The 18978-nt window shown below is 73.8% G+C and carries 18 protein-coding genes; 13 read left to right on the top strand and 5 right to left on the bottom strand.

The annotated features are described in order from the left end of the window. The first annotated feature begins 34 nt into the window (after window positions 1-34). The 3 genes from ACZ51I_RS30635 to ACZ51I_RS30625 are packed head-to-tail and all read left to right on the top strand — an operon-like array spanning window position 35 to window position 2792. On the top strand, window positions 35-757 hold the full coding sequence (locus tag ACZ51I_RS30635; RefSeq protein WP_468882370.1) for a class I SAM-dependent methyltransferase: 723 nt from the start codon (window positions 35-37) through the stop codon (window positions 755-757). Further along, window positions 754-1728 (top strand): NAD-dependent epimerase/dehydratase family protein, encoded by a 975-nt coding sequence (locus tag ACZ51I_RS30630; protein WP_468882368.1) that lies wholly within the window; start codon window positions 754-756, stop codon window positions 1726-1728. Before ACZ51I_RS30635 ends, ACZ51I_RS30630 begins: the two co-directional genes overlap by 4 nt. Before the next feature lie 41 nt (window positions 1729-1769). Beyond that, window positions 1770-2792 carry a carbohydrate kinase family protein gene (locus tag ACZ51I_RS30625; protein ID WP_468882366.1) on the top strand — a complete coding sequence of 341 codons (1023 nt, stop codon included), beginning with the start codon at window positions 1770-1772 and terminating at the stop codon, window positions 2790-2792. A 54-nt stretch (window positions 2793-2846) separates the two neighbouring features. Here the strand turns inward: ACZ51I_RS30625 and ACZ51I_RS30620 are convergent, their stop codons facing one another. Together ACZ51I_RS30620 and ACZ51I_RS30615 are read right to left on the bottom strand one after the other, a co-directional pair. After that, window positions 2847-3350 (bottom strand): flavin reductase family protein, encoded by a 504-nt coding sequence (locus tag ACZ51I_RS30620; protein ID WP_468882363.1) that lies wholly within the window; start codon window positions 3348-3350, stop codon window positions 2847-2849. A gap of 34 nt (window positions 3351-3384) precedes the next feature. Further along, complete coding sequence (locus ACZ51I_RS30615; RefSeq protein WP_468882360.1) at window positions 3385-4359, bottom strand: 3-hydroxyacyl-CoA dehydrogenase NAD-binding domain-containing protein; 975 nt, start codon at window positions 4357-4359, stop codon at window positions 3385-3387. Between the two features lie 230 nt (window positions 4360-4589). Between ACZ51I_RS30615 and ACZ51I_RS30610 the strand changes: the two genes are divergently transcribed. Genes ACZ51I_RS30610 through ACZ51I_RS30595 form a run of 4 tightly spaced genes read left to right on the top strand, consistent with a single transcriptional unit; the run spans window position 4590 to window position 8024 of the window. Beyond that, entirely contained in the window at window positions 4590-5366 is a 777-nt protein-coding gene (locus ACZ51I_RS30610) for an AfsR/SARP family transcriptional regulator (RefSeq protein ID WP_468882357.1), read from the top strand. A gap of 16 nt (window positions 5367-5382) precedes the next feature. Then, window positions 5383-5823: a nuclear transport factor 2 family protein gene (locus ACZ51I_RS30605; RefSeq protein WP_468882354.1), complete on the top strand. Its 441-nt coding sequence runs from the start codon at window positions 5383-5385 to the stop codon at window positions 5821-5823. A 54-nt stretch (window positions 5824-5877) separates the two neighbouring features. Beyond that, on the top strand, window positions 5878-6897 hold the full coding sequence (locus ACZ51I_RS30600) for a quinone oxidoreductase family protein (RefSeq protein WP_468882351.1): 1020 nt from the start codon (window positions 5878-5880) through the stop codon (window positions 6895-6897). Beyond that, window positions 6894-8024 carry a nucleotide disphospho-sugar-binding domain-containing protein gene (locus ACZ51I_RS30595; protein ID WP_468882348.1) on the top strand — a complete coding sequence of 377 codons (1131 nt, stop codon included), beginning with the start codon at window positions 6894-6896 and terminating at the stop codon, window positions 8022-8024. Before ACZ51I_RS30600 ends, ACZ51I_RS30595 begins: the two co-directional genes overlap by 4 nt. Window positions 8025-8122: 98 nt before the next feature. On the opposite strand, the gene ACZ51I_RS30590 is transcribed toward ACZ51I_RS30595, so the two are convergent. Then, the gene (locus ACZ51I_RS30590; protein WP_468882345.1) at window positions 8123-8776 is read right to left on the bottom strand and encodes a hypothetical protein; all 654 of its coding nucleotides are present in this window, start codon (window positions 8774-8776) and stop codon (window positions 8123-8125) included. 291 nt (window positions 8777-9067) lie between these two features. Between ACZ51I_RS30590 and ACZ51I_RS30585 the strand changes: the two genes are divergently transcribed. The 5 genes from ACZ51I_RS30585 (at window position 9068) to ACZ51I_RS30565 (ending at window position 14565) form a co-directional block, all read left to right on the top strand. After that, window positions 9068-9853 carry an SDR family NAD(P)-dependent oxidoreductase gene (locus ACZ51I_RS30585; protein ID WP_468882342.1) on the top strand — a complete coding sequence of 262 codons (786 nt, stop codon included), beginning with the start codon at window positions 9068-9070 and terminating at the stop codon, window positions 9851-9853. A gap of 34 nt (window positions 9854-9887) precedes the next feature. After that, window positions 9888-11030 carry an acyl-CoA dehydrogenase family protein gene (locus tag ACZ51I_RS30580; protein WP_468882340.1) on the top strand — a complete coding sequence of 381 codons (1143 nt, stop codon included), beginning with the start codon at window positions 9888-9890 and terminating at the stop codon, window positions 11028-11030. A 142-nt stretch (window positions 11031-11172) separates the two neighbouring features. Next, complete coding sequence (locus ACZ51I_RS30575; RefSeq protein WP_468882337.1) at window positions 11173-12441, top strand: beta-ketoacyl-[acyl-carrier-protein] synthase family protein; 1269 nt, start codon at window positions 11173-11175, stop codon at window positions 12439-12441. After that, window positions 12438-13664: a ketosynthase chain-length factor gene (locus tag ACZ51I_RS30570; RefSeq protein WP_468882336.1), complete on the top strand. Its 1227-nt coding sequence runs from the start codon at window positions 12438-12440 to the stop codon at window positions 13662-13664. The genes ACZ51I_RS30575 and ACZ51I_RS30570 overlap by 4 nt, the downstream gene beginning before the upstream one ends. Continuing rightward, the gene (locus ACZ51I_RS30565) at window positions 13657-14565 is read left to right on the top strand and encodes an MBL fold metallo-hydrolase (protein ID WP_468882334.1); all 909 of its coding nucleotides are present in this window, start codon (window positions 13657-13659) and stop codon (window positions 14563-14565) included. The genes ACZ51I_RS30570 and ACZ51I_RS30565 overlap by 8 nt, the downstream gene beginning before the upstream one ends. A gap of 37 nt (window positions 14566-14602) precedes the next feature. Here the strand turns inward: ACZ51I_RS30565 and ACZ51I_RS30560 are convergent, their stop codons facing one another. Beyond that, on the bottom strand, window positions 14603-15913 hold the full coding sequence (locus ACZ51I_RS30560) for a GAF domain-containing protein (protein ID WP_468882332.1): 1311 nt from the start codon (window positions 15911-15913) through the stop codon (window positions 14603-14605). Window positions 15914-16156: 243 nt separating this feature from the next. Next, window positions 16157-17794 (bottom strand): acyl-CoA dehydrogenase family protein, encoded by a 1638-nt coding sequence (locus ACZ51I_RS30555; RefSeq protein WP_468882329.1) that lies wholly within the window; start codon window positions 17792-17794, stop codon window positions 16157-16159. 17 nt (window positions 17795-17811) lie between these two features. Between ACZ51I_RS30555 and ACZ51I_RS30550 the strand changes: the two genes are divergently transcribed. Continuing rightward, window positions 17812-18936 (top strand): YihY/virulence factor BrkB family protein, encoded by a 1125-nt coding sequence (locus ACZ51I_RS30550; protein WP_468882326.1) that lies wholly within the window; start codon window positions 17812-17814, stop codon window positions 18934-18936. Window positions 18937-18978 lie beyond the last annotated feature (42 nt).

Genomic DNA, 18978 nt, shown 5'->3' with positions numbered 1-18978 from the left:
ACCTCCGCATCCACCGCATCCATAGAGGACGATCATGTACGGAAACGACTCCGCCGAGCTCTACGACCTCCTGCACAGCGCCCGGGGCAAGGACTTCGACGGCGAGGCCGCCGCGGTCGCCGCTCTCGTCGACGACCGCATGCCCGGCGCCGGCTCCCTCCTCGACATCGCCTGCGGCACCGGCGCCCACCTGGCCCGGTTCGCCGAACGGTACGACCACGTCGAGGGCGTGGAGCTCTCCGAGCCCATGCTGTCCCTCGCCCGGAACCGCCTGCCCCACGTCCCGTTCACCCTCGGCGACATGCGCGACTTCGACCTGGGCCGCCGCTTCGACGCGGCCGTCTGCCTCTTCGGCTCCATCGGGTACGTCGACTCGGCCGAGGAGCTCGACGCGACCCTGCGCTCCTTCGCCCGCCACCTCAACCCGGGCGGCGTCCTGGTCGTGGAGCCCTGGTGGGCCCCGGAGACCTTCACACCCGGACACGTCTCCGCCGACGTGGTCGAGGCCGAAGGAACCCACGTCGCCCGCGTCTCCCACGCCTCCCTGGCCACGCCCGCCGGTGACGCCTCCCTCATGCGCGTCCACTACGTCGTGGCCCACGCCGACCACGGCGTACGGCACTTCACCGAGGACCATGTGTGCCGGCTCTTCGGCACCGACCGTTACGAGGCCGCGTTCACCGCCGCGGGCTTCGCCTTCGAGCGGGTCGAGAGCCGCGTGTCCGCCCGGGGGTTCCTCGTCGGGGTCCGCAAGTGACGGCCGGACAGCCCCCCGCCCCCCGGACGGCACAGGCCCGGCGCGTCGTGGTGCTCGGCGGCACGGGCTTCGTGGGGCGGACCGTCTGCGCGGACTTCCGCACCGCCGGCTGGGACGTCCTGGCCGTGGCACGGACCGCGCCCGAGCGGCCCCTCGCGGCCCGGTTCCTCGCCCTCGACCTGGCGCGGACGCCGGCGGACGCGCTCGCCCGGGTCCTGGAGGCCGAGCGCCCCGACGTGGTCGTCAACGCCACCGGCAGCATCTGGAGCCGGGACGACGCCGCCATGGACCGCATCTGCACCGTCCCCACCCTGCGGCTCCTCGACGCCCTCGCCACCCTGCGGCACCGGCCCCGGCTCGTCCACCTCGGCTCCGTACTCGAACACGGCCCGCAACCGCCCGGCACCCCGCGCCCCGATCCGGTGCCCGAGCCGACGACCCCGTACGGAAAGGCGAAGCTCGCCGCCTCCCGTGCCGTCCTGGAGGCGGCGGCGAGCGGCGCCGTGCGGGCCCTCGTCCTGCGCGTCTCCAACGTGTCGGGCGTCGGCGCCCCCGACGTCAGCCTGCTCGGCAGGGTCGCGGAGCGGCTCCTGACGGGCACCCCCGACGGGGACCCCGTCACCGTCGAACTCGCCCCGCTGCGGGCCCACCGCGACTACGTCGACGTACGGGACGTGGCGGAGGCCGTCCTCGCGGCGGCGCTCTCGCCCGCGAGCGGCCGGGCCGTCGACATCGGGCGCGGCGAGGCCGTCCCCGTGCGATGGCTCGTGGACCTCCTGGTGCGGGTGAGCGGTGTGCCCGCCCACATCGTCGAACGGCCGCCGGAGCCCGGCGCCGCGGCGCCGCGGGACTGGATACGGACGGACCTCGCCCCCGCCCGCGAACTCCTCGGATGGCGGCCGAGGCGCGGTCTGGAGGAGTCGCTCGCCGCCTACTGGGCGGATGTCAGCGGCCGGCCCGCCCCCGTCTGAACGACGGCCGGACCCTCACCCCCGAACAGAGTGGAGTGGATGTGCGTATCGCGGTGACAGGCTCCATCGCCACCGACCATTTGCTGACGTTTCCCGGCCGGTTCGGTGAGCAGCTCATCGAAGGGGAACTGGACAAGGTCTCGCTCTCCTTCCTCGCCGACGAGCTCGACGTGCGTCGCGGCGGCGTCGCGGCGAACATCGCCTTCGGCCTCGGCGCCCTCGGACTCCGGCCCCTCCTCGTGGGGGCCGTCGGCCGGGACTTCGCCGAGTACGGGCAGGAACTCGCTGCGCACGGCGTCGACACCGGCTCCGTCCACGTCAGCGAGACCCGGCACACGGCCCGGTTCATCTGCACCACCGACGCCGACCAGAACCAGATCGGCACCTTCTACGCGGGCGCCATGAGCGAGGCACGGCACATCGCCCTCGCCCCGGTGCTCGCCCGCGCCGGGGGCCTCGACCTGCTCCTCGTCTCGCCGAACGACCCGGAGGCGATGCTGCGGCACACGAGCGAGGCCGCCGCACTCGGCGTCGCGTTCTGCGCCGACCCCTCCCAGCAGCTGGCGCGGCTCGACCGGGACGAGGTCCGGCTGCTCCTGCGCGGGCCCCGGTACCTCTTCACCAACGCGTACGAGGCCCAGCTCGTCCAGGAGCGGACGGGCTGGACCGAGCGGCAGGTCCTGGAACGGGTCGGCACCTGGGTGATCACCCGCGGCGCGGACGGCGTCCGGATCCTGACCTCCGGCCGACCGCCCCTCGACGTGGCGGCCGTCCCGGCGGACGGGACCGTGGAGCCCACCGGAGCCGGCGACGCCTTCCGGGCCGGCTTCCTCGCGGCCACGGCCCGCAGGGACGACCCGGTGCGGGCCGCCCGGCTCGGCGCGGCGCTCGCCACCACGGCCCTGGAGTCCGTGGGCCCACAGGCGTACCGGCTCGACGGCACGGTGCTCCGGGCCCGTATCGCGGAGGCGTACGGGCCCGGGGCCGCTGCCGACCTCGCGCCCGAGACCACGGCGGTACGACCGCTGGGGACGGCCGAGACGGTCGGAGCCGCACGCGTCTGAACCGCCCGTGGCCCGCCGCCCCGCCCTGCGGGCGGGCGGGCCACGGGGTGCGGTTCAGGTCGCCGTGCGGAACGCCCGGCGGTGCCAGAGCAGCGGCGGGGAGCCCCCGTCGAGGAGCACCTCGGTCGGGCGCCCCACCAGCAGCTCGTGGTCACCGACCCGCAGCCGGTCCTCGACCGCGCAGCGGAACGCCGCGTGCGCGTCGGGGACGAACGGCAGCCGGCTGCCCGGCCAGGGGGCCAGGGACTGACCGGCGAACCGGTCGATGCCCCGGGTGGCGAACCTGCGGGCGAGCTCCTCGTGCTGCTCCCCGAGCACGTTGACGACGAACTCGGACGCGGCGGCGAGGGCCGCGGCGCAACTGGAGGTGCGGGCTATGCCGACCACGACGAGCGGCGGGGAGAGCGAGGCGGAGGTGACCGAACTCGCCGTGAGCCCCCACCTGTTCCCCTCCTCGTCCACCGTCGTCACGAGTGTGAGCGGCGAGGCGAGCAGGGACAGCGCGTCCTTGAAGGTGTCCGCGTCCGCCACGGCCCTGATGTCCGCGCGCACCGTCACGACGTACCCCCGCGCTTCCGGCAGGGCACGGCCCTCACGACGCGCCCCCCTGCTCGGCGCCACCGCGCTCCGTCTCGACCGCCGCCAGCGCGTCGAGCACCGCCCGGTGCCTCAGGTCGCGCTCCAGGCACAGGCGCGCGTACTCGGTCCCGCCGAAGAGGCGTTCCGCCTCGGAGCCGAGGGCGTCGATCGTCTCCTCGGTCATCCGGGGCGAACCGAGCTCGGCCCAGCTCTTCTCCAGACCGACGCCGAGATGGCCGAGCCACTTCCGCAGACCGCCCTCCCCGCCTCCGAGATGGAAGGAGCGGAACGGACCGATCGTGGACCACCGCAGGCCGATGGACCGCGTGACGACGGTGTCCAGCTCCTCCATCGTCACCACGCCCTCACGGACGAGGTGGATGCTCTCCTGGAGCAGCGCGGACTGCAGCCGGTTCGCGACGAACCGCGCGATCGGCCGGCGCAGCACGACGGGCGTCCGGTCCACCGAACGGTAGAAGCCGACCGCCTCCGCCACCGCCTCCGGGTCCGTCCGCTCGCCCCCGACCACCTCCACCAGGGGAACGATGTGGGGGGAGTTGAAGGGGTGCCCGACGACCAGGCGGCCCGAGTCCTTCATCCGCTCGCCCATCGCGTCGGGCAGCAGGGTGGACGTCGACGACAGCAACAGGGCGCGCTCCGGAGCGGCTTCACCGATACGGGCGTACAGCTCCTGCTTGAGGACCAGGTCCTCGGGCGCGTTCTCCTGGACGACGTCGGCGTCCTCCACCGCACGGGCCACGTCGGGTTCGAAGGTCACCCGCTCGAGGAGTTCCTCGGGGTCCAGGCCCGTGCCGCCGGGCAGCGTGGGCACGAAGGTCCGCAGCCCCTTCAGGACGACGTTCCGCGCTTCGGGACGGCGGCTGTTGACCCGCACGTCCAGTCCGTGTCCGAGGAACAGGGTGATCCACCCGAGGCCGATCGTCCCCGCGCCGATCACCGCCACGGTGGGCCGGCCGGTTCCGCTCATCGTTTTCGTTCTCCCGTCCTGGTGTCCCTGCATGCGCTCTCGCACGGCCCCATGCTGGCCCGCCGCGCTCGACGGACTCTCGACACGTACTCGACGGAGAACCCCCGAAGCCCCCCGACCCCCGACACCCCCGACACCCCCCACCCCCGAAGCCCCCCCACCCCCGACATCAGAGACACCCATCCGCCAGTCCGGAACCGACCGGAAAACGAGACGTCCGAGGTCAGTCAGTGAAATTCCATCTCCTCGGCCCCTTCGAGATCACCACGGAGGACGGCCGGTCGTGCATCCCGCCCACCCCGAAGGCCAGTCAGGTCCTCGCCCTGCTGCTCACCCGGCCCCGGGAGATCGTGCCGGTCGACGCCTTCATCCAGGAACTCTGGGCCGAGAACCCCCCACGCAGCGCCCTGACCACCCTGCAGACGTACGTCTACCACCTGCGCAAGATCCTGGTCGGCGAGGGCCTCGCGCGCGCCGGCGAACGGATCCTCGTCACCCGCAGCCCCGGCTACCTCATCGATCCCACCGGCCACGGCCTGGACACCCGGGAGTTCGAGGAGCTCGTGAAGTCCGGACGGCGGGCCGCCGACCGGGGCTTCCTCGAAGTGGCCGCCCGCACCCTGGGCGAGGCCCTGGACCTCTGGACCGGCCCCGCCCTGGCCAACATCTCCACCGGCCGCGTCCTCACCGGTTACACGATGTACCTGGAGGAACTGCGGGTACGCGCCGTCGAACGGCGCATCGAGGCGCTCAAGCAGCTCGGGAACGAGCGCGACCTCATACCCGAACTGCGGGCGCTCATCCAGCAGTACCCGCTCAACGAGTGGTTCCACGCCCAGCTCATCGAGTCCCTCAACAACTGCGGCCGGCGGGCCGAGGCCCTCACGGTCTACCGCGACCTGTGGCGGTCGCTCGCCGACGAGCTGGGCATCGAGCCGTCGCCCGACGTGCAACGGCTGCACCACGAGGTACTGAACCCGGTCGCGCGCACCGTCCGCGCGGCCTGACGAAGGGAGACCACCCATGTCCACGGACCGAGTCACGAGCGACCTGTACAGCCGTGTGCAGCAGTTCCACGCGGCGCAGATGCAGGCGCTCGACAGCGGCCGCTTCGACGAGTACGCCGCCACCTTCACGGAGGACGGCGAGTTCCGGCATTCGCCCGGCCGTCCGGCCGCGCACACCCGGGCCGGCATCGCCAAGGAGCTCAAGGCCTTCCACGAGGAGCGGTTCGCCGGCGAACCCGTCCAGCGCCGCCACTGGTTCAACATGCTGAACGTCCAGGAGCAGGCCGACGGCACGATCCACGCCACCTTCTACGTCCTGGCGCTCCTGACCCGGGAGGGCGAGCGCGTCCCCGAGATCGCCCCGAGCTGCCTGGTCCGGGACGTCCTCGTCGAGGAGGACGGCCGGCTCCTCACCCGCTCCCGCCGGGTGGACCACGACCACCTGCCGGAATCGTGACCGCTCCCGTACCCCCGACCCTCCCTTCCCTTCCCCCTTCCGCGGAGGAACGCCATGCGCGCTGTCCGAATCCATGAGTACGGCGGCCCCGAGGTGCTGCGCACCGAAGAGGTGCCGATACCGGAGCCGGGCCCCGGCCAGGTGCTGATCGGGGCCGAAGCGGTCTCCGTGGGCTTCGCCCAGACCCAGATGCGGCGGAACGTCTTCCCCGCGCCCATGTGGCGCCCCGAGTTCCCCATCACGCTCGGCGGGGACGTCGTCGGCGAGGTCGTCGCCGTCGGCCCCGGCGTCTCCGGGATCGCGGTCGGCGACCGGGTCGGTGCCTTCACCCTGCACGGCGCCTACGCCGAGTACGTCGTCGTCGACGCGGACACCGTGCTCCCCGTGCCCGCCGCGCTCGACGCGGCCCAGGCGACGGCGCTGCCCGCCCCCGGGCCCATCGCCATGGGCACGATGGGCACGGCCTCCCTCGCCCCCGGGGAGAGCGTCCTCGTGCACGCCGCCTCGGGAGGCATCGGCCACCTCGCCGTCCAGCTGGCCCGGCTCGCCGGGGCCGGGACGGTGATCGCCACCGCCGGCACGCCCGAGAAATGCGCCTACGCCCGTACCCTCGGCGCGGACGTCGCCGTCGACTACAGCAGGGCGGACTGGCCGGAGGCCGTCCGCGAGGCCACCGGCGGGCGCGGCGTCGACGTGATCCTCGACAGCGTCGGCGGTGAGGTGCTGCGGCAGGGCGTGGGGCTCCTCGCCCCGTTCGGCAGGCTCGTCTTCTACGGTTCCGCAGGCGGCGGCCTCGGCATCCCCGTCGTCTCGCCGATGGAGCTCATCGGGATGAGGTTCCTCACCGGATTCGCCCTCTCGGCCTGGCGGAACGCACGGCCCGAGCGCTACCGGGCCGACCACGACGCGCTCACCGCCCACCTGCTCGCCGGGACCGTCCACCAGACCGTGCACGCGACGCTGCCCCTGGAGGACGTGGGGAAGGCGCACGAGATCGTCGAGAGCCGGGCCCATCTGGGGCGGATCGTGCTCCTCACCGGCCGCGGCGCCCGGACCGCCGGGGGTGCGGCGTGAGGATCCTCTTCGTCGCCGGCCCCAGCCCGGCGACCGTCTTCGGGCTCGCGTCCCTCGCCGTCGCCGCCCGCCAGGCGGGGCACCGTGTGATCGTGGCCGGTACGGAGGAGCTCGTCCCGCACATCACCGGCATCGGTCTGCCCGGCGCGGCGGTCACCTCCCGTACCTGGGAGAGCCTGATCGTCACGGACCGGGCCGGCCGACCGGTACCGAGGATGCCCCGGGGCGTCGAGCCCGAACGCCGCCATCACGGCGGCTGGTTCGGCCGGCTGGCCGCCGAGAGCCTGGACGGCCTGCGCGCACTCGCCGCCCACTGGCGCCCCGACCTGGTCGTCGGCGGCAGCATGTCGTACGCGGCGCCGCTGCTCGCGGCCGAGCTGGGCGTCCCGTACGTCCGGCAGGCCTGGGACCTGTACGACACCCGGGGCGTCGATCCGTACGCCGCCGAGGAACTCCGCCCGGAACTGGACGCGCTGGGGCTCGACCGGCTCCCCGAGCCGGAGCTCCGCGTCGACGTCTGCCCGCCGAGCCTGCGGCCCCCGGACGCGGACCCGGCGCGGTCGATGCGCTGGATCCCGTACAACCGGCAGCAGCCGCTCGAACCGTGGATGTACGGCCGGGGCGAGCGGCCCCGGGTGTGCGTGACCTCGGGCAGCCGCGAGACCGAGGCCAACCGGGACTTCCTGGTCCGGCTCGTCGCGGACCTCGCCTCCTTCGACGCGGAGATCCTGGTCGCCGCGCCCGAGGAGGCCGCGGCCCGGCTGCGGGAGACCGCCGGCCGGGTGCGGATCGGCTGGATGCCGCTCGACGTCGTCGCCCCCACGTGCGACCTCCTCGTGCACCACGGCGGGGGAGTCACCGGGATGACCGCGCTGGCCGCCGGAACGCCCCAACTGCTGCTGTCGCGCTGGGACATCTTCGCCTCGACCATGCGCCGCACGGCCGAGCAGGGCGCGGCCCGGGCCCTCTTCCCCGAGGACACCTCGCCCGGGGCCGTGCTGCGGGCGTGCCGGGAGCTCCTGGAGGAGCCCGGCCCCCGGAAGCGGGCCGGCGAGATCGCCGCCGAGATCGCCGCCCTTCCCGGGCCTGCGGAGGTGGTCGGGGCCCTGGAGCGGCTGGCCGCCTGACCCGGCGGGCCGCCGCCGGAGGCGGGAATGCCGCCGGGGGCGGCCACGGGAGTTCCCGTGACCGCCCCCGGCGGTTGCCGTGCGCGGACCGCTCGTGTTCAGCCGACGTTCGTCGTGCTGAACACGACCGGGGTGGCCGGGTTGGCGTAGCACTGGAACGGGTCCCACTGGTTGTTCGCCGGGTGCAGACGGTTCCAGCCGAAGGAACGGTTCTCGAAGCTCGAACCGCCGGGGGCGGTCGTGACCTTGCCCTGGGCGGAGGGCGCGCGCAGCGCGACCACGAGGGTGGGCAGGTCGAACTCGACGCCGCCGGGCAGGGTGTCGGGCGAGGTGACGACGAACTCGGCGCCGCGCCGCTCGACATGGAACCGGGCGGAGCCGAGGTTGCCGCCCCCGACCAGCTTGTAGCCGAGGACCCGGGCCTCGGGCGACACCTTGTAGGCGACCTCGATGTCGGTGAGCTCCTTGTTGTAGTCGCCGACCGCCAGGATCGGCGCCGGGTCGAACGACACGTTGAACGCGGCCCCGGGGGCGACCTGCGTGGGGGCCGTGGTGGTGAAGTTCCGGGAGTACCCGTTGATCGGGAACCACGTGCCGTCATAGCGGCTCTGGCACACGTAGCCGACGGTCGACGGGGTGCTCGCGCTCGTGCCCGTGCCCGTGGCGTTCGCCGGAGACGCGACGCCCAGCATTGCGGTGGCCGCCGAGATGCTCAGGGCGGCGGCGATCCCCGCCGCGCTCTTCTTCTTCATGGTGCGTGTGGCCTTTCTCGCTGCGGTACGTGGGCCCCTGCCTCACGACGGAGAGCAGGGAGGCCGGTGGTGCCGGCGAGACGAAAGCATCGTCGCCCCGCTCGAACGCTCCTCGTCGTCCCGTCGAGCAGAACTCGAAGTTCCGCTTCTCCGCCGCCCCGTGGCCGCTTCGAGCGGGCTTCGAACGGCCTTCGAGACCCCGGAGCGACCGTCGGCCGAGTCGGATCACCTGGGGATCACCACCCATCGGAGCCCCGACACCCCCGTACGGCACACTTCTTGGAGGCCTCCATGACTCAGGCGAACGGCCGTGTGGCCGTGGTCACCGGCGCGACCAGTGGCATCGGATGGGAGATCGCCGTCCGCCTCGCCGAGACCGGCCACCGGGTCTATCTCTGCGCGCGGTCGGCGGACCGGCTGGCCGAGGCCGTCAAGCAGCTACAGGACCGCGGCTTCGACGCCGACGGCAGCACCTGCGACGTCGCCGACCCCGACCAGGTCACCGCCTTCGTCGCGGCCGCCGTCGCCCGCTACGGTCCCATCGACGTCCTGGTCAACAACGCGGGCCGCAGCGGCGGCGGCATCACCGCCGAGGTCACCGACGAACTCTGGCTCGACGTCGTCAACACCAACCTCAACAGCGTCTTCCGGATGACCAAGGCGGTGCTCACCACCGGCGGCATGCAGGGGAAGAAGCGCGGCCGCATCGTCAACATCGCGTCCACCGGCGGCAAGCAGGGCGTCCTGCACGGCGCCCCCTACTCGGCCTCCAAGCACGGCGTCGTCGGCCTGACGAAGGCCTGGGGCCTGGAGCTCGCCAAGACCGGCATCACCGTCAACGCCGTCTGCCCCGGCTTCGTCGAGACCCCCATGGCGGAGAAGGTCCGCACCCACTACGCCGGGATCTGGGGGACCACCGAGGAGGAGGCCTTCGAGCGGGTCACCGCCCGGGTGCCGATCGGCCGGTACGTCGAGCCCTCCGAGGTCGCCGCCATGGTCGAGTACCTCGTCGGCGACGGAGCCGCCGCGGTCACCGCCCAGGCCCTCAACGTCTGCGGCGGCCTCGGCAACTACTGACCGGACGCCCGCGACCAGCCCCTCAGGGAGCCCCATGCCTGCCACCCAGCCGACATCACTGTCCCCGGACGCCGTACGCGAGGCCGCCGAGACGGCCGCCAAGCACGCGGCCGCCTCCGAGGCCGACCGGAGACTGCCGCCCGAGGTCGTCACCCCCCTCCTGGCCGCCGGATTCGCCCGCCACTTCGTCCCGGCCCGCTGGGGCGGCTCGGCGGGCACGTTCCGCGCGCTGCTGCCCGCCGTCACCGCCATCGGCGAGAGCTGCACCTCGGCCGCCTGGTTCGCCTCACTCGCCGCGAGCGTCGGCCGCCTCGCCGCCCACCTGCCCACCGAGGGCCAGGCGGAACTCTGGAAGGACGGGCCCGACACCCCGCTCGTCGCGGCGCTCGCCGCCGCCGGCACCGCCGAACGCGTCCCCGGCGGCTGGCGCGTCACCGGCCAGTGGCCCTACGTCAGCGGGGTCGACTCCTCCGCCTGGGCCCTGGTCTGCGCCCGTGCCTCCGACGGCGAGCACCAGGAGCCCCGGTTCTTCGCGGTGCCCCGCTCCGCGTACGGACTCGGGGACTCCTGGTTCAACGTCGGCCTGCGCGCCACCGGCAGCAACACCCTCGTCCTCGACGGCGTCACCGTGCCCGACGCCCGCTCCGTCGCCCTCGCCGACCTCCTCGCCGGCAAGGCCCCCGACGCCGAGGCCCGCTGTCACCGCGTCCCGCTGAAGGCCGCCAACGGCCTCACCCTGACGGCCCCCCTGCTCGGCGCCGCCCGCGGCGCGCTGCGCCAGTGGTCCGGCCTGGTGCGCGGCAAGCTCCAGGCACCGGCCGCCGCCGTCACCGGCGCCGCGGACCGGACCCCGTACGAGCTGACGCTGGCCCGCACCGACGGCGAGGTGGACGCGGCCGCCCTGCTGCTCGACCGGGTGGCCGACGTCCTCGACCGCGAACCCGTCGACCCGCTCCTGACCGCTCGCAACGGACGCGACTGCGCGCTGGCGGCCGAGCTCCTCGCCGGGGCCGTCGACCGGCTGCTGCGCTCCTCGGGCAGCAGGGGCCAGTCCGACACCGAACCCCTCCAGCGGTTCTGGCGGGACGTCAACGCCGGGGCCGGCCACAGCGGCCTGCAGTTCCCGCCCGTGGCGAGCGCGCTCGTCCGCGCCTCGCGGGCCCTCGACACCCCGTGACCGGCGTGCGCACCGCGAGACCGGCCGGATCACCCGTACAGCAGAAACGAGAAGGGAAACCGCACCCGATGTCGTGCAACCAGCGAACGACGGCAGGCCCCGAGGGCCAGGCCCGGTCCCGCTATCCGGTGGGGGGCTCCCGATGACCCGCCGTGTCGTCGTCACGGGCCTCGGGGTGCGCGCCCCGGGCGGCTCGGGGGCGCGGCAGTTCTGGGACCTGCTCAGCTCCGGCCGCACCGCCACCCGCGGCATCACCTCCTTCGACGCCTCCGCCTGCCGCTCGCAGGTGGCCGGCGAGATCGACTTCGACCCCGCCGCCGAGGGGCTCTCGCCCCGCGAGATCCGCCGCATGGACCGGGCGGCACAGTTCGCCGTCGTCTGCGCCCGCGAGGCCGTCGCCGACAGCGGGCTCTCCTTCGAGGGCGTCCGCCCCGAGCGGATCGGCGTGAGCGTGGGCAGCGCGGTGGCGGCGGCGATGTCGCTGGAGAAGGAGTACCGGGTCCTCTCCGACCAGGGCCGCGAATGGGAGGTCGACCCCTCCTACCTGACCCCCCACATGTACGACCACATGGTGCCCAGCGTCCTCGGCGCGGAGGTCGCCTGGACCGTCGGCGCCGAGGGCCCGGTCGCCGTGGTCTCGGACGGCTGCACCTCCGGCCTCGACTCGGTGGGCTACGCCTGCCGGCTGATCCAGGAGGGCTCGGTCGACGTCATGCTGGCCGGCGCCACCGACACCCCGCTCACCCCCATCGTCGCCGCCTGCTTCGACGCCATCAAGGCCACCACCCCCCGCAACGACGACGCGGAACACGCCTCGCGCCCCTTCGACCTCTCCCGCAACGGCTTCGTCCTCGCCGAGGGCGCCGCGATGTTCGTCCTGGAGGAGTACGACAGCGCGGTACGCCGCGGAGCCCGGATCTACGCGGAGGTGACCGGCTACGCGACCCGCCTCAACGCGCACCACATGACCGGGCTCAAGACCGACGGCCGGGAGATGGCCGAGGCCATCCGCGTCGCCCTCGACGAGTCCAGGATCGACCCGACCACCATCGACTACGTCAACGCGCACGGCTCGGGCACCAAGCAGAACGACCGCCACGAGACGGCCGCCTTCAAACGGAGCCTCGGTGACCACGCCTACGCCGTGCCCGTCAGCTCCATCAAGTCGATGGTGGGACACTCGCTCGGCGCCATCGGCTCCATCGAGATCGCGGCGAGCCTCCTGGCCCTCACGCACCAGGTCGTCCCGCCCACGGCCAACCTCCACACCGCCGACCCGGAGTGCGACCTCGACTACGTCCCGCTGACCGCCCGCGAGGCCAAGCTGCGGAGCGTGCTCACGGTCGGCAGCGGCTTCGGCGGCTTCCAGTCCGCGATGGTGCTCCGACGGCCCGAGGAGGCGGCGGCATGAGCGACCGAGCCCTGATCACCGGCATCGGCGTGGTGGCCCCCAACGGCCTCGGCGTCAAGGAGTACTGGAACGCCACCCTTGAAGGGCGCGGCGGCATCGCCCCCCTGACCCGCTTCGACGCCTCCCGCTACCCGTCCCGGCTCGCCGGCCAGATCCTCGCCTTCGACCCGGCGGAGCACCTGCCCAACCGACTCCTCCCGCAGACCGACGTCTCCACCCGGCTCGCCCTGGTCGCCGCCGAACAGGCCCTCGCCGACGGCGGCGTCGAGCCGGCCGAACTCGTCGACTTCGACCTCGGCGTCATCACCTCCAACGCCTCCGGCGGATTCGCCTTCACCCACCGCGAGTTCGCCAACCTCTGGTCCAAGGGACCCGAGTACGTGAGCGTCTACGAGTCCTTCGCCTGGTTCTACGCGGTCAACACCGGCCAGGTGTCCATCCGGCACAAGCTCCGCGGCCCGGGAGCCGCGCTGGTCGCCGAACAGGCGGGCGGCCTGGACGCGCTGGGCCACGCCCGCCGCTCCCTCCGGCTCGGCACACCCCTCGTCGTCACCGGCGGGGTCGACTCGGCCCTGGACCCCTGGGGCTGGGCGTCACACCTGTCCAGCGGGTTGATCAGCGACAGCGACGACCCCGACCGGGCCTATCTGCCGTTCGACGGCCGGGCCCGGGGCCATGTGCCCGGCGAAGGCGGGGCGTTCCTCGTGATGGAGGACGAACAGAGCTTCCGGAGGCGGGGCACGGACCGCCCTTACGGCGAACTCGCCGGGTACGCAGCCACCTTCGACCCGCACCCCGACTCCGGCCGGCCCCCGGCCCTGCGCCGCGCCGCGGAACTGGCGATCGCCGACGCCGGCCTCGAGCCCTCGGACATCGGCGTCGTCTTCGCCGACGCCGCCGGCACGGCCGACCTGGACCGGACCGAGGCCGAGGCGATCACCGCGGTCTTCGGCCCGCGCGGGGTGCCGGTCGCGGCGCCCAAGGCGCTGACGGGCCGTCTCCTCGCGGGCGGCGGCCCGCTGGACGTGGTGGCGGCGCTGCTCGCCCTGCGCGACGGGCTGGTCCCGGGCGTACCGTACGAGGGCGAGACACCGGAGGCGTACGGCATCGACCTGGTGCGCGGGACGCCCCGGCCGACCTCCGCGCGCGCCGCCCTGGTCCTCGCCCGGGGCCGCTGGGGCTTCAACTCCGCCGTCGTGGTCAAGGCGGCCGACCGTGGCTGACGACACCTCGCGGCTCGTCGAGATCGCCGACGGGGTCCACGCGTACGTGCAGCCTGACGGCGGGTGGTGCCTGAACAACGCGGGCGTGATCCTCGCCGGCGACGAGGCGATCGTCGTCGACACGGCGGCCACCGAACGCCGGGCCCTGCGGCTGAGGGAGAGCGTCGACGCGCTCGCGGCCGGCCCCCGGCGGACCGTGGTCAACACCCACTTCCACGGAGACCACACCTTCGGCAACAAGGTCTTCGGGCCGGACGCCACCGTCGTCAGCCACGCCCTCACCCGGACCGACATGGCCGAGACCGGGCTCGCGCTGACCGGCCTCTGGCCGGACGTCGAGTGGGGAGACGTCGAGGTCCGCCTGCCCGACCTCACCTACTCCGGCGGACTGACCCTGCACACCGGCGGCCGGCGCGTGGAACTGCTGCACCTGGGCCCCGCGCACACCCGGAGCGACACCGTGGTCTGGCTGCCGGAGGAGCGGGTCCTGTTCACCGGGGACATCGTGATGCCGGGCTGCACGCCCTTCGTCCTGATGGGGACGGTACGGGGTTCCCTGGAGGTCCTGGAGCGGCTGCGCGCCCTGGAGCCCGTCACGGTCGTCGGCGGCCACGGCCCGCTCGCCGGCCCCGAGGCCTTCGACGCCACCGAGGAGTACCTGCGGTGGCTGGAGAAGGTCGCGGCCGAGGGCGCCGCCAGGGGGCTCACCCCGCTGGAGGCGGCCAGGACGTACGACCTCGGCCCGTTCGCCGGTCTGCTCGACTCCGAGCGGCTCGTCGGGAACCTGCACCGCGCCTGGCACGAGCTGGACGACTTCGACTGGGCGAGCCCGCTGGACGTCGTCGGGGTGTTCGGCGAGATGGTGACGTACCACGGCCGTCTCCCCGACTGCCACGCCTGACGACACCGCCCTGCCGCCGGCCCTGAACGTCCTGGCCTCAGGCGTCCGGGCCCCGCGCGCCCGTCCGCGCGGCCCGGACCGCCGGGGCCGTCGAGTGGGGGAGCAGGTCCCCGGGCCACTCGGGGCGCAGGACCTCCACCGCGACCTCCTCCCGGAAGCGGTACGGGCGGTGCGCCAGGACCCCCGCGAGGTTGCGCCGCACCCGGGACATCTCCGCCCGCACGGTCACCGTCCGCGTACGGTCGCCGAAGACGTCGTCCGCCAGCTCCGCCGCCGTCCGGCCGTCGCGGTACAGCGCCAGGACGTAGAGGAGCTCCGCGTGCCGGGGGCTCAGCTCCTGCTGCCAGCTGCCCGCCGCGCCGGACACGGCCACCGTCCACCGGCGCGGCCGGCTCAGGTCCAGGACCACCCGGCTCGCCGTCTCCGTGCCCGGCTCCCCGGGCCGGGCCTCCTCCTCGACCCGCAGCAGCCAGCCGCCCGGCAGCGGCTCCACCGCGCACACGCCGAGCGAGGGCAGCCAGACCCGGCCGGCCCCGAACGACTTGGGCAGCGGGATCCGGTCCACCGGCGCGAGCCCGGTCACCGCCGCCGTCCAGCCGTGGGTGTCCACCGCCACGGCCCGGCCGCCCACCCGGCACAGGATCGGCGCCGCCACCGCCCGCAGCCGCTCGATCGACCGGTGGTGCCGCTCCCGCATCTCGGCCTCGGCGAGCTGCGCCACCGAGCCGACCAGGGCCAGCATCGCGGGATGGAAGCTGGACGCGGGACCGCTGACGTCCAGGATGCCCAGCAGCCGCTGGTCGCGCGGATCGTGCACGGGCGCGGCGGCGCAGGTCCAGTTGTGCAGCGCCTGCACGTAGTGCTCGGCGGAGTGCACCTGCACCGCCCGGCCCATGGCCAGCGCCGTGCCGACGGCGTTCGTGCCGGTCGCGTGCTCGGCCCAGGCCGCGCCCTCCTCCAGACAGATGCTGTTCGCCTGCCGCAGCACGGCGAGGTTCCCCTGACGCCACAGCACCCGGCCGTGCTCGTCGGTGACCACCATGATCTGGAGGGAGGCGTCGGCGATGCCCGCGAGGCCGCCGCTCAACGTCTGCAGCACCTCGGAGAGGAGCGTGGTCCTGCGCCGCTGCTCCAGCTCGTCCCGCTGGAGCAGCACGGTGCTCGGGCTCTGGTCCGGGTCGAGGCCGAGCCGGGCCATCCGCTGCCAGGACGCGTCGATCACCGGGCGGGGCGCGATCGGGGGCCTGCGGCCCGCCAGGGTCTCCTCGCGCACGCGGTGCAGCAGCCGGGTGGCCTGAGCGGCGTCCATGGCGGCGAGCCGCTTCATGTCGAGCTGCGTGTTCTTCATCGGTCCCTCCCAGCCACCCCGGGGTGCTGTATCGGTTCTGCACAGGGCAGACGTCCGGAGTGTCGGTGCCCATCGTGCCGTCCGGGACCGCCCGGCGAGGCCCGGTTCGGGTAATCCTGCAACCCTTTGCAACTCTGGCGACCGCCCCGTCCCCTGGGCGAAGGTGGTGGGAGCGGTGGGTGGTGCCGTGTCGGCGCAGCACCACCCCCGCTTCTCCGCTTCAGGGCGCGCGGCCCTCACCGTTCACACGACGGCCCGCGCCCGTTCCACCACCGCCCGCAGGGCGAGCGTGTGCGGGAGCGTCCCGAACGCCGCCCCGCCGTCCCCGCCGAGCCGCCCCGCGCAGAACGCGTCCGCCACCTCCGCCGGAGCCCACCGCACGAGCAGCGCGCCCTGGAGCACCAGCGCCAGCCGCTCCGTGAGCCGCCGCGCCCGCGCCTCGATCCCCTCCAGGTCCGCCAGCTCGACGAGCAGCCCCCGGATCGCCCGGTCGAGCCGGTGGTCGGCGCCCCGCGCCTCCCCCAGCTCCCGCAGCAGCGCGTCCAGGGCGGCGGGCTCGGTCCGCAGCGCCCGCACCACGTCGAGCGCCTGCACGTTCCCCGAGCCCTCCCAGACCGAGTTGAGCGGTGACTCCCGCAGCAGCCGGGGCATCCCCGACTCCTCCACGTACCCGTTGCCGCCCAGGCACTCGAGCGCCTCCGCCACGACCGGAACACACCGCTTGGTCACCCAGTACTTGGCCGCCGGGATCGCGATGCGGAGCAGGGCCGACTCCTCCGGAGTGCCGGCGTCGTACGCGGCCGCCAGCCGCATGCCGAGGGCCGTGGCCGCCTCCGACTCCAGGGCGAGGTCGGCCAGGACGTTCCGCATCAGGGGCTTGTCGACGAGCGGCCCGCCGAAGGCCGAGCGGTACGCGGCGTGGTGCACTGCCTGCGCCACCGCCTGCCGCATCAGCGCCGCCGAGCCGAGGACACAGTCGAGCCGGGTCGCCGCGACCATGCCCATGATCGTCCGTACTCCCCGCCCCTCCTCTCCGACCCGCCGCGCCCAGGTCGTCCCGTCGAACTCCACCTCGGCGGAGGCGTTCGACCGGTTGCCCAGCTTGTCCTTGAGCCGCTGGATCGCGAAGGCGTTCCGCGAACCGTCCGCGAGCACGCGGGGCACCAGGAAGCAGGTCAGCCCCGCCGGGGCCTGCGCGAGGACCAGGAAGGCGTCCGACATCGGAGCCGAACAGAACCACTTGTGGCCCGTCAGGACGTACTCGCCGTCGGCCGCGAGCGGCCGGGCCTCCGACGTGTTCGCCCGGACGTCGCTGCCGCCCTGCTTCTCCGTCATCGCCATGCCCAGCAGCACCCCCGGCTTCTCCGCGACCGGGGCGAGCTCCCGCTCGTACACGTGGGAGAGGGCCGCCGGCTCCCAGACCGCCGCAAGCTCCGGCTCGGCCCGCAGCGCGGGCACCGCGGCGTGTGTCATCGACACCGGGCAGCCGTGCCCCGCCTCCGCCTGCGACGCCACCAGGAATCCGGCGGCGCGCCGCACGTGACCGCCGGGACGGCCCCACGCGTGCGTGAGCCCGGACGAGACGGACTTCCCGAGGAGCCGGTGCCACGCCGGATGGAAGACGACCTCGTCGATCCGGTGCCCGTACCGGTCGTGGGTCCGCAGCCGCGGCGGATTCTCGTTCGCCTGCTCACCCCACTCCCGTACCTGCGCCGATCCGGTCGCCCGGCCGAGCAGACTCAGCTCCTCGCGCACCTCAGAGCGCAGGTCCGGCGCGAGGTGCCGCTCGACCGCCTCCGCCAGGGCCAGGTCGCTCGTGAAGACGTCGTACCCCACCAGAGGCGGAGGCTGGTTGGTCACGGTGTGGGTGCTCGCTGCCATGCCGATACGGTAAGCAGGTGCAGGCAGCAAGAGAAACAACCGATCGGCCCGAGCGTCGGCCCTGGAGCAGGCTCCACCGCGCGCGCGTCCTCTACCGCAACGTCTCGAAGCGGAAGATGGCCTGGCTGCTCCTCAAGGACACCGTCAACTCGTGCATCGAGTACCGGATCCTCGGGCTGGCCGCCGAGGCCGCGTTCTTCACCCTGCTGTCCCTGCCGCCCCTGCTGCTCGGTCTGATCGCCGTCCTCGGCTACGCCGACGACTGGACCAACACCGACACCGTCGCCAGCATCCGGGAGAACATCCTCCACGCGGCCGGCACGGTCCTCTCCGACCGGGGCGTCCGCGAGATCGCCGAGCCCCTCCTCGACGACATCACCCAGGGCAAGCGGCCCGACCTGATCTCCCTCGGCTTCGCCATCGCCCTCTGGTCCGGCTCGCGCGCGGTGAACGTCTTCATCGACACCATCACCGTCATGTACGGCCTCGACGGGCACCGGGGCATCGTCAAGACCCGGCTCCTCGCCCTGCTTCTCTACATCGTGGCGCTGCTCATCGGGGCCGTGGTCCTGCCCCTGGCCGTCGTCGGCCCCGACCGGGTCGTCGAGTTCGTCCCCTGGGGCACCGAGGTCGTCGCCGTCCTCTACTGGCCGGCCGTCAGCCTGCTCTCCATCGCCTTCCTCACCACGCTCTACCACGTCTCCGTGCCCGTCAGATCGCCGTGGATCGAGGACATCCCCGGCGCCCTGGTCGCGCTCGGGATGTGGGTCCTCGGCAGCTTCCTGCTCCGCATCTACCTGACCAGCCAGGTCGAGGGACCGACCATCTACGGCTCCCTCGCCGCCCCCATCGCCGTCCTCCTCTGGATCGGCATCTCGGCCTTCGCCGTCCTCGTCGGCGCGGCCGTGAACGCCGCCATCGACCGGGTCTGGCCCTCCGTCGCCACCGCCGCCGCCCGCGAGGCCAACGAACGGGCCCGAGCCTTCCAGGCCGCGGAGCTCGTCGCCCGCGTGCGCGCCGAGGCGGAGGACGTCGACGAGGACGACCCGGACATGCCCTCCGAGTTCCCCGAGCGCTGGTCCAAGTTCCTCCCCCCGGACGACGTGAAGTCCCGCCTGCACTCCGGCTGGGAGAAGGACTGACCGGCGCCCGCCGAGCGCGGGCGCGTTCCACCGACCCGGAGG

The sequence above is a fragment of the Streptomyces sp. NPDC034084 genome (assembly GCF_055575535.1).
Note: the sequence above shows the minus strand (reverse complement) of the source record. Positions and strands in the feature narration are given on the sequence as shown.

Excerpts from the sequence above, each read along its gene's own strand:
- ACZ51I_RS30635 (WP_468882370.1), top strand. The coding sequence starts at position 35 with ATGTACGGAAACGACTCCGCCGAGCTCTACGACCTCCTGCACAGCGCC.
- ACZ51I_RS30615 (WP_468882360.1), bottom strand. The coding sequence starts at position 4,359 with ATGAGCGGAACCGGCCGGCCCACCGTGGCGGTGATCGGCGCGGGGACG.
- ACZ51I_RS30605 (WP_468882354.1), top strand. The coding sequence starts at position 5,383 with ATGTCCACGGACCGAGTCACGAGCGACCTGTACAGCCGTGTGCAGCAG.
- ACZ51I_RS30600 (WP_468882351.1), top strand. The coding sequence starts at position 5,878 with ATGCGCGCTGTCCGAATCCATGAGTACGGCGGCCCCGAGGTGCTGCGC.
- ACZ51I_RS30590 (WP_468882345.1), bottom strand. The coding sequence starts at position 8,776 with ATGAAGAAGAAGAGCGCGGCGGGGATCGCCGCCGCCCTGAGCATCTCG.
- ACZ51I_RS30585 (WP_468882342.1), top strand. The coding sequence starts at position 9,068 with ATGACTCAGGCGAACGGCCGTGTGGCCGTGGTCACCGGCGCGACCAGT.
- ACZ51I_RS30580 (WP_468882340.1), top strand. The coding sequence starts at position 9,888 with ATGCCTGCCACCCAGCCGACATCACTGTCCCCGGACGCCGTACGCGAG.
- ACZ51I_RS30575 (WP_468882337.1), top strand. The coding sequence starts at position 11,173 with ATGACCCGCCGTGTCGTCGTCACGGGCCTCGGGGTGCGCGCCCCGGGC.
- ACZ51I_RS30570 (WP_468882336.1), top strand. The coding sequence starts at position 12,438 with ATGAGCGACCGAGCCCTGATCACCGGCATCGGCGTGGTGGCCCCCAAC.
- ACZ51I_RS30560 (WP_468882332.1), bottom strand. The coding sequence starts at position 15,913 with ATGAAGAACACGCAGCTCGACATGAAGCGGCTCGCCGCCATGGACGCC.
- ACZ51I_RS30555 (WP_468882329.1), bottom strand. The coding sequence starts at position 17,794 with ATGGCAGCGAGCACCCACACCGTGACCAACCAGCCTCCGCCTCTGGTG.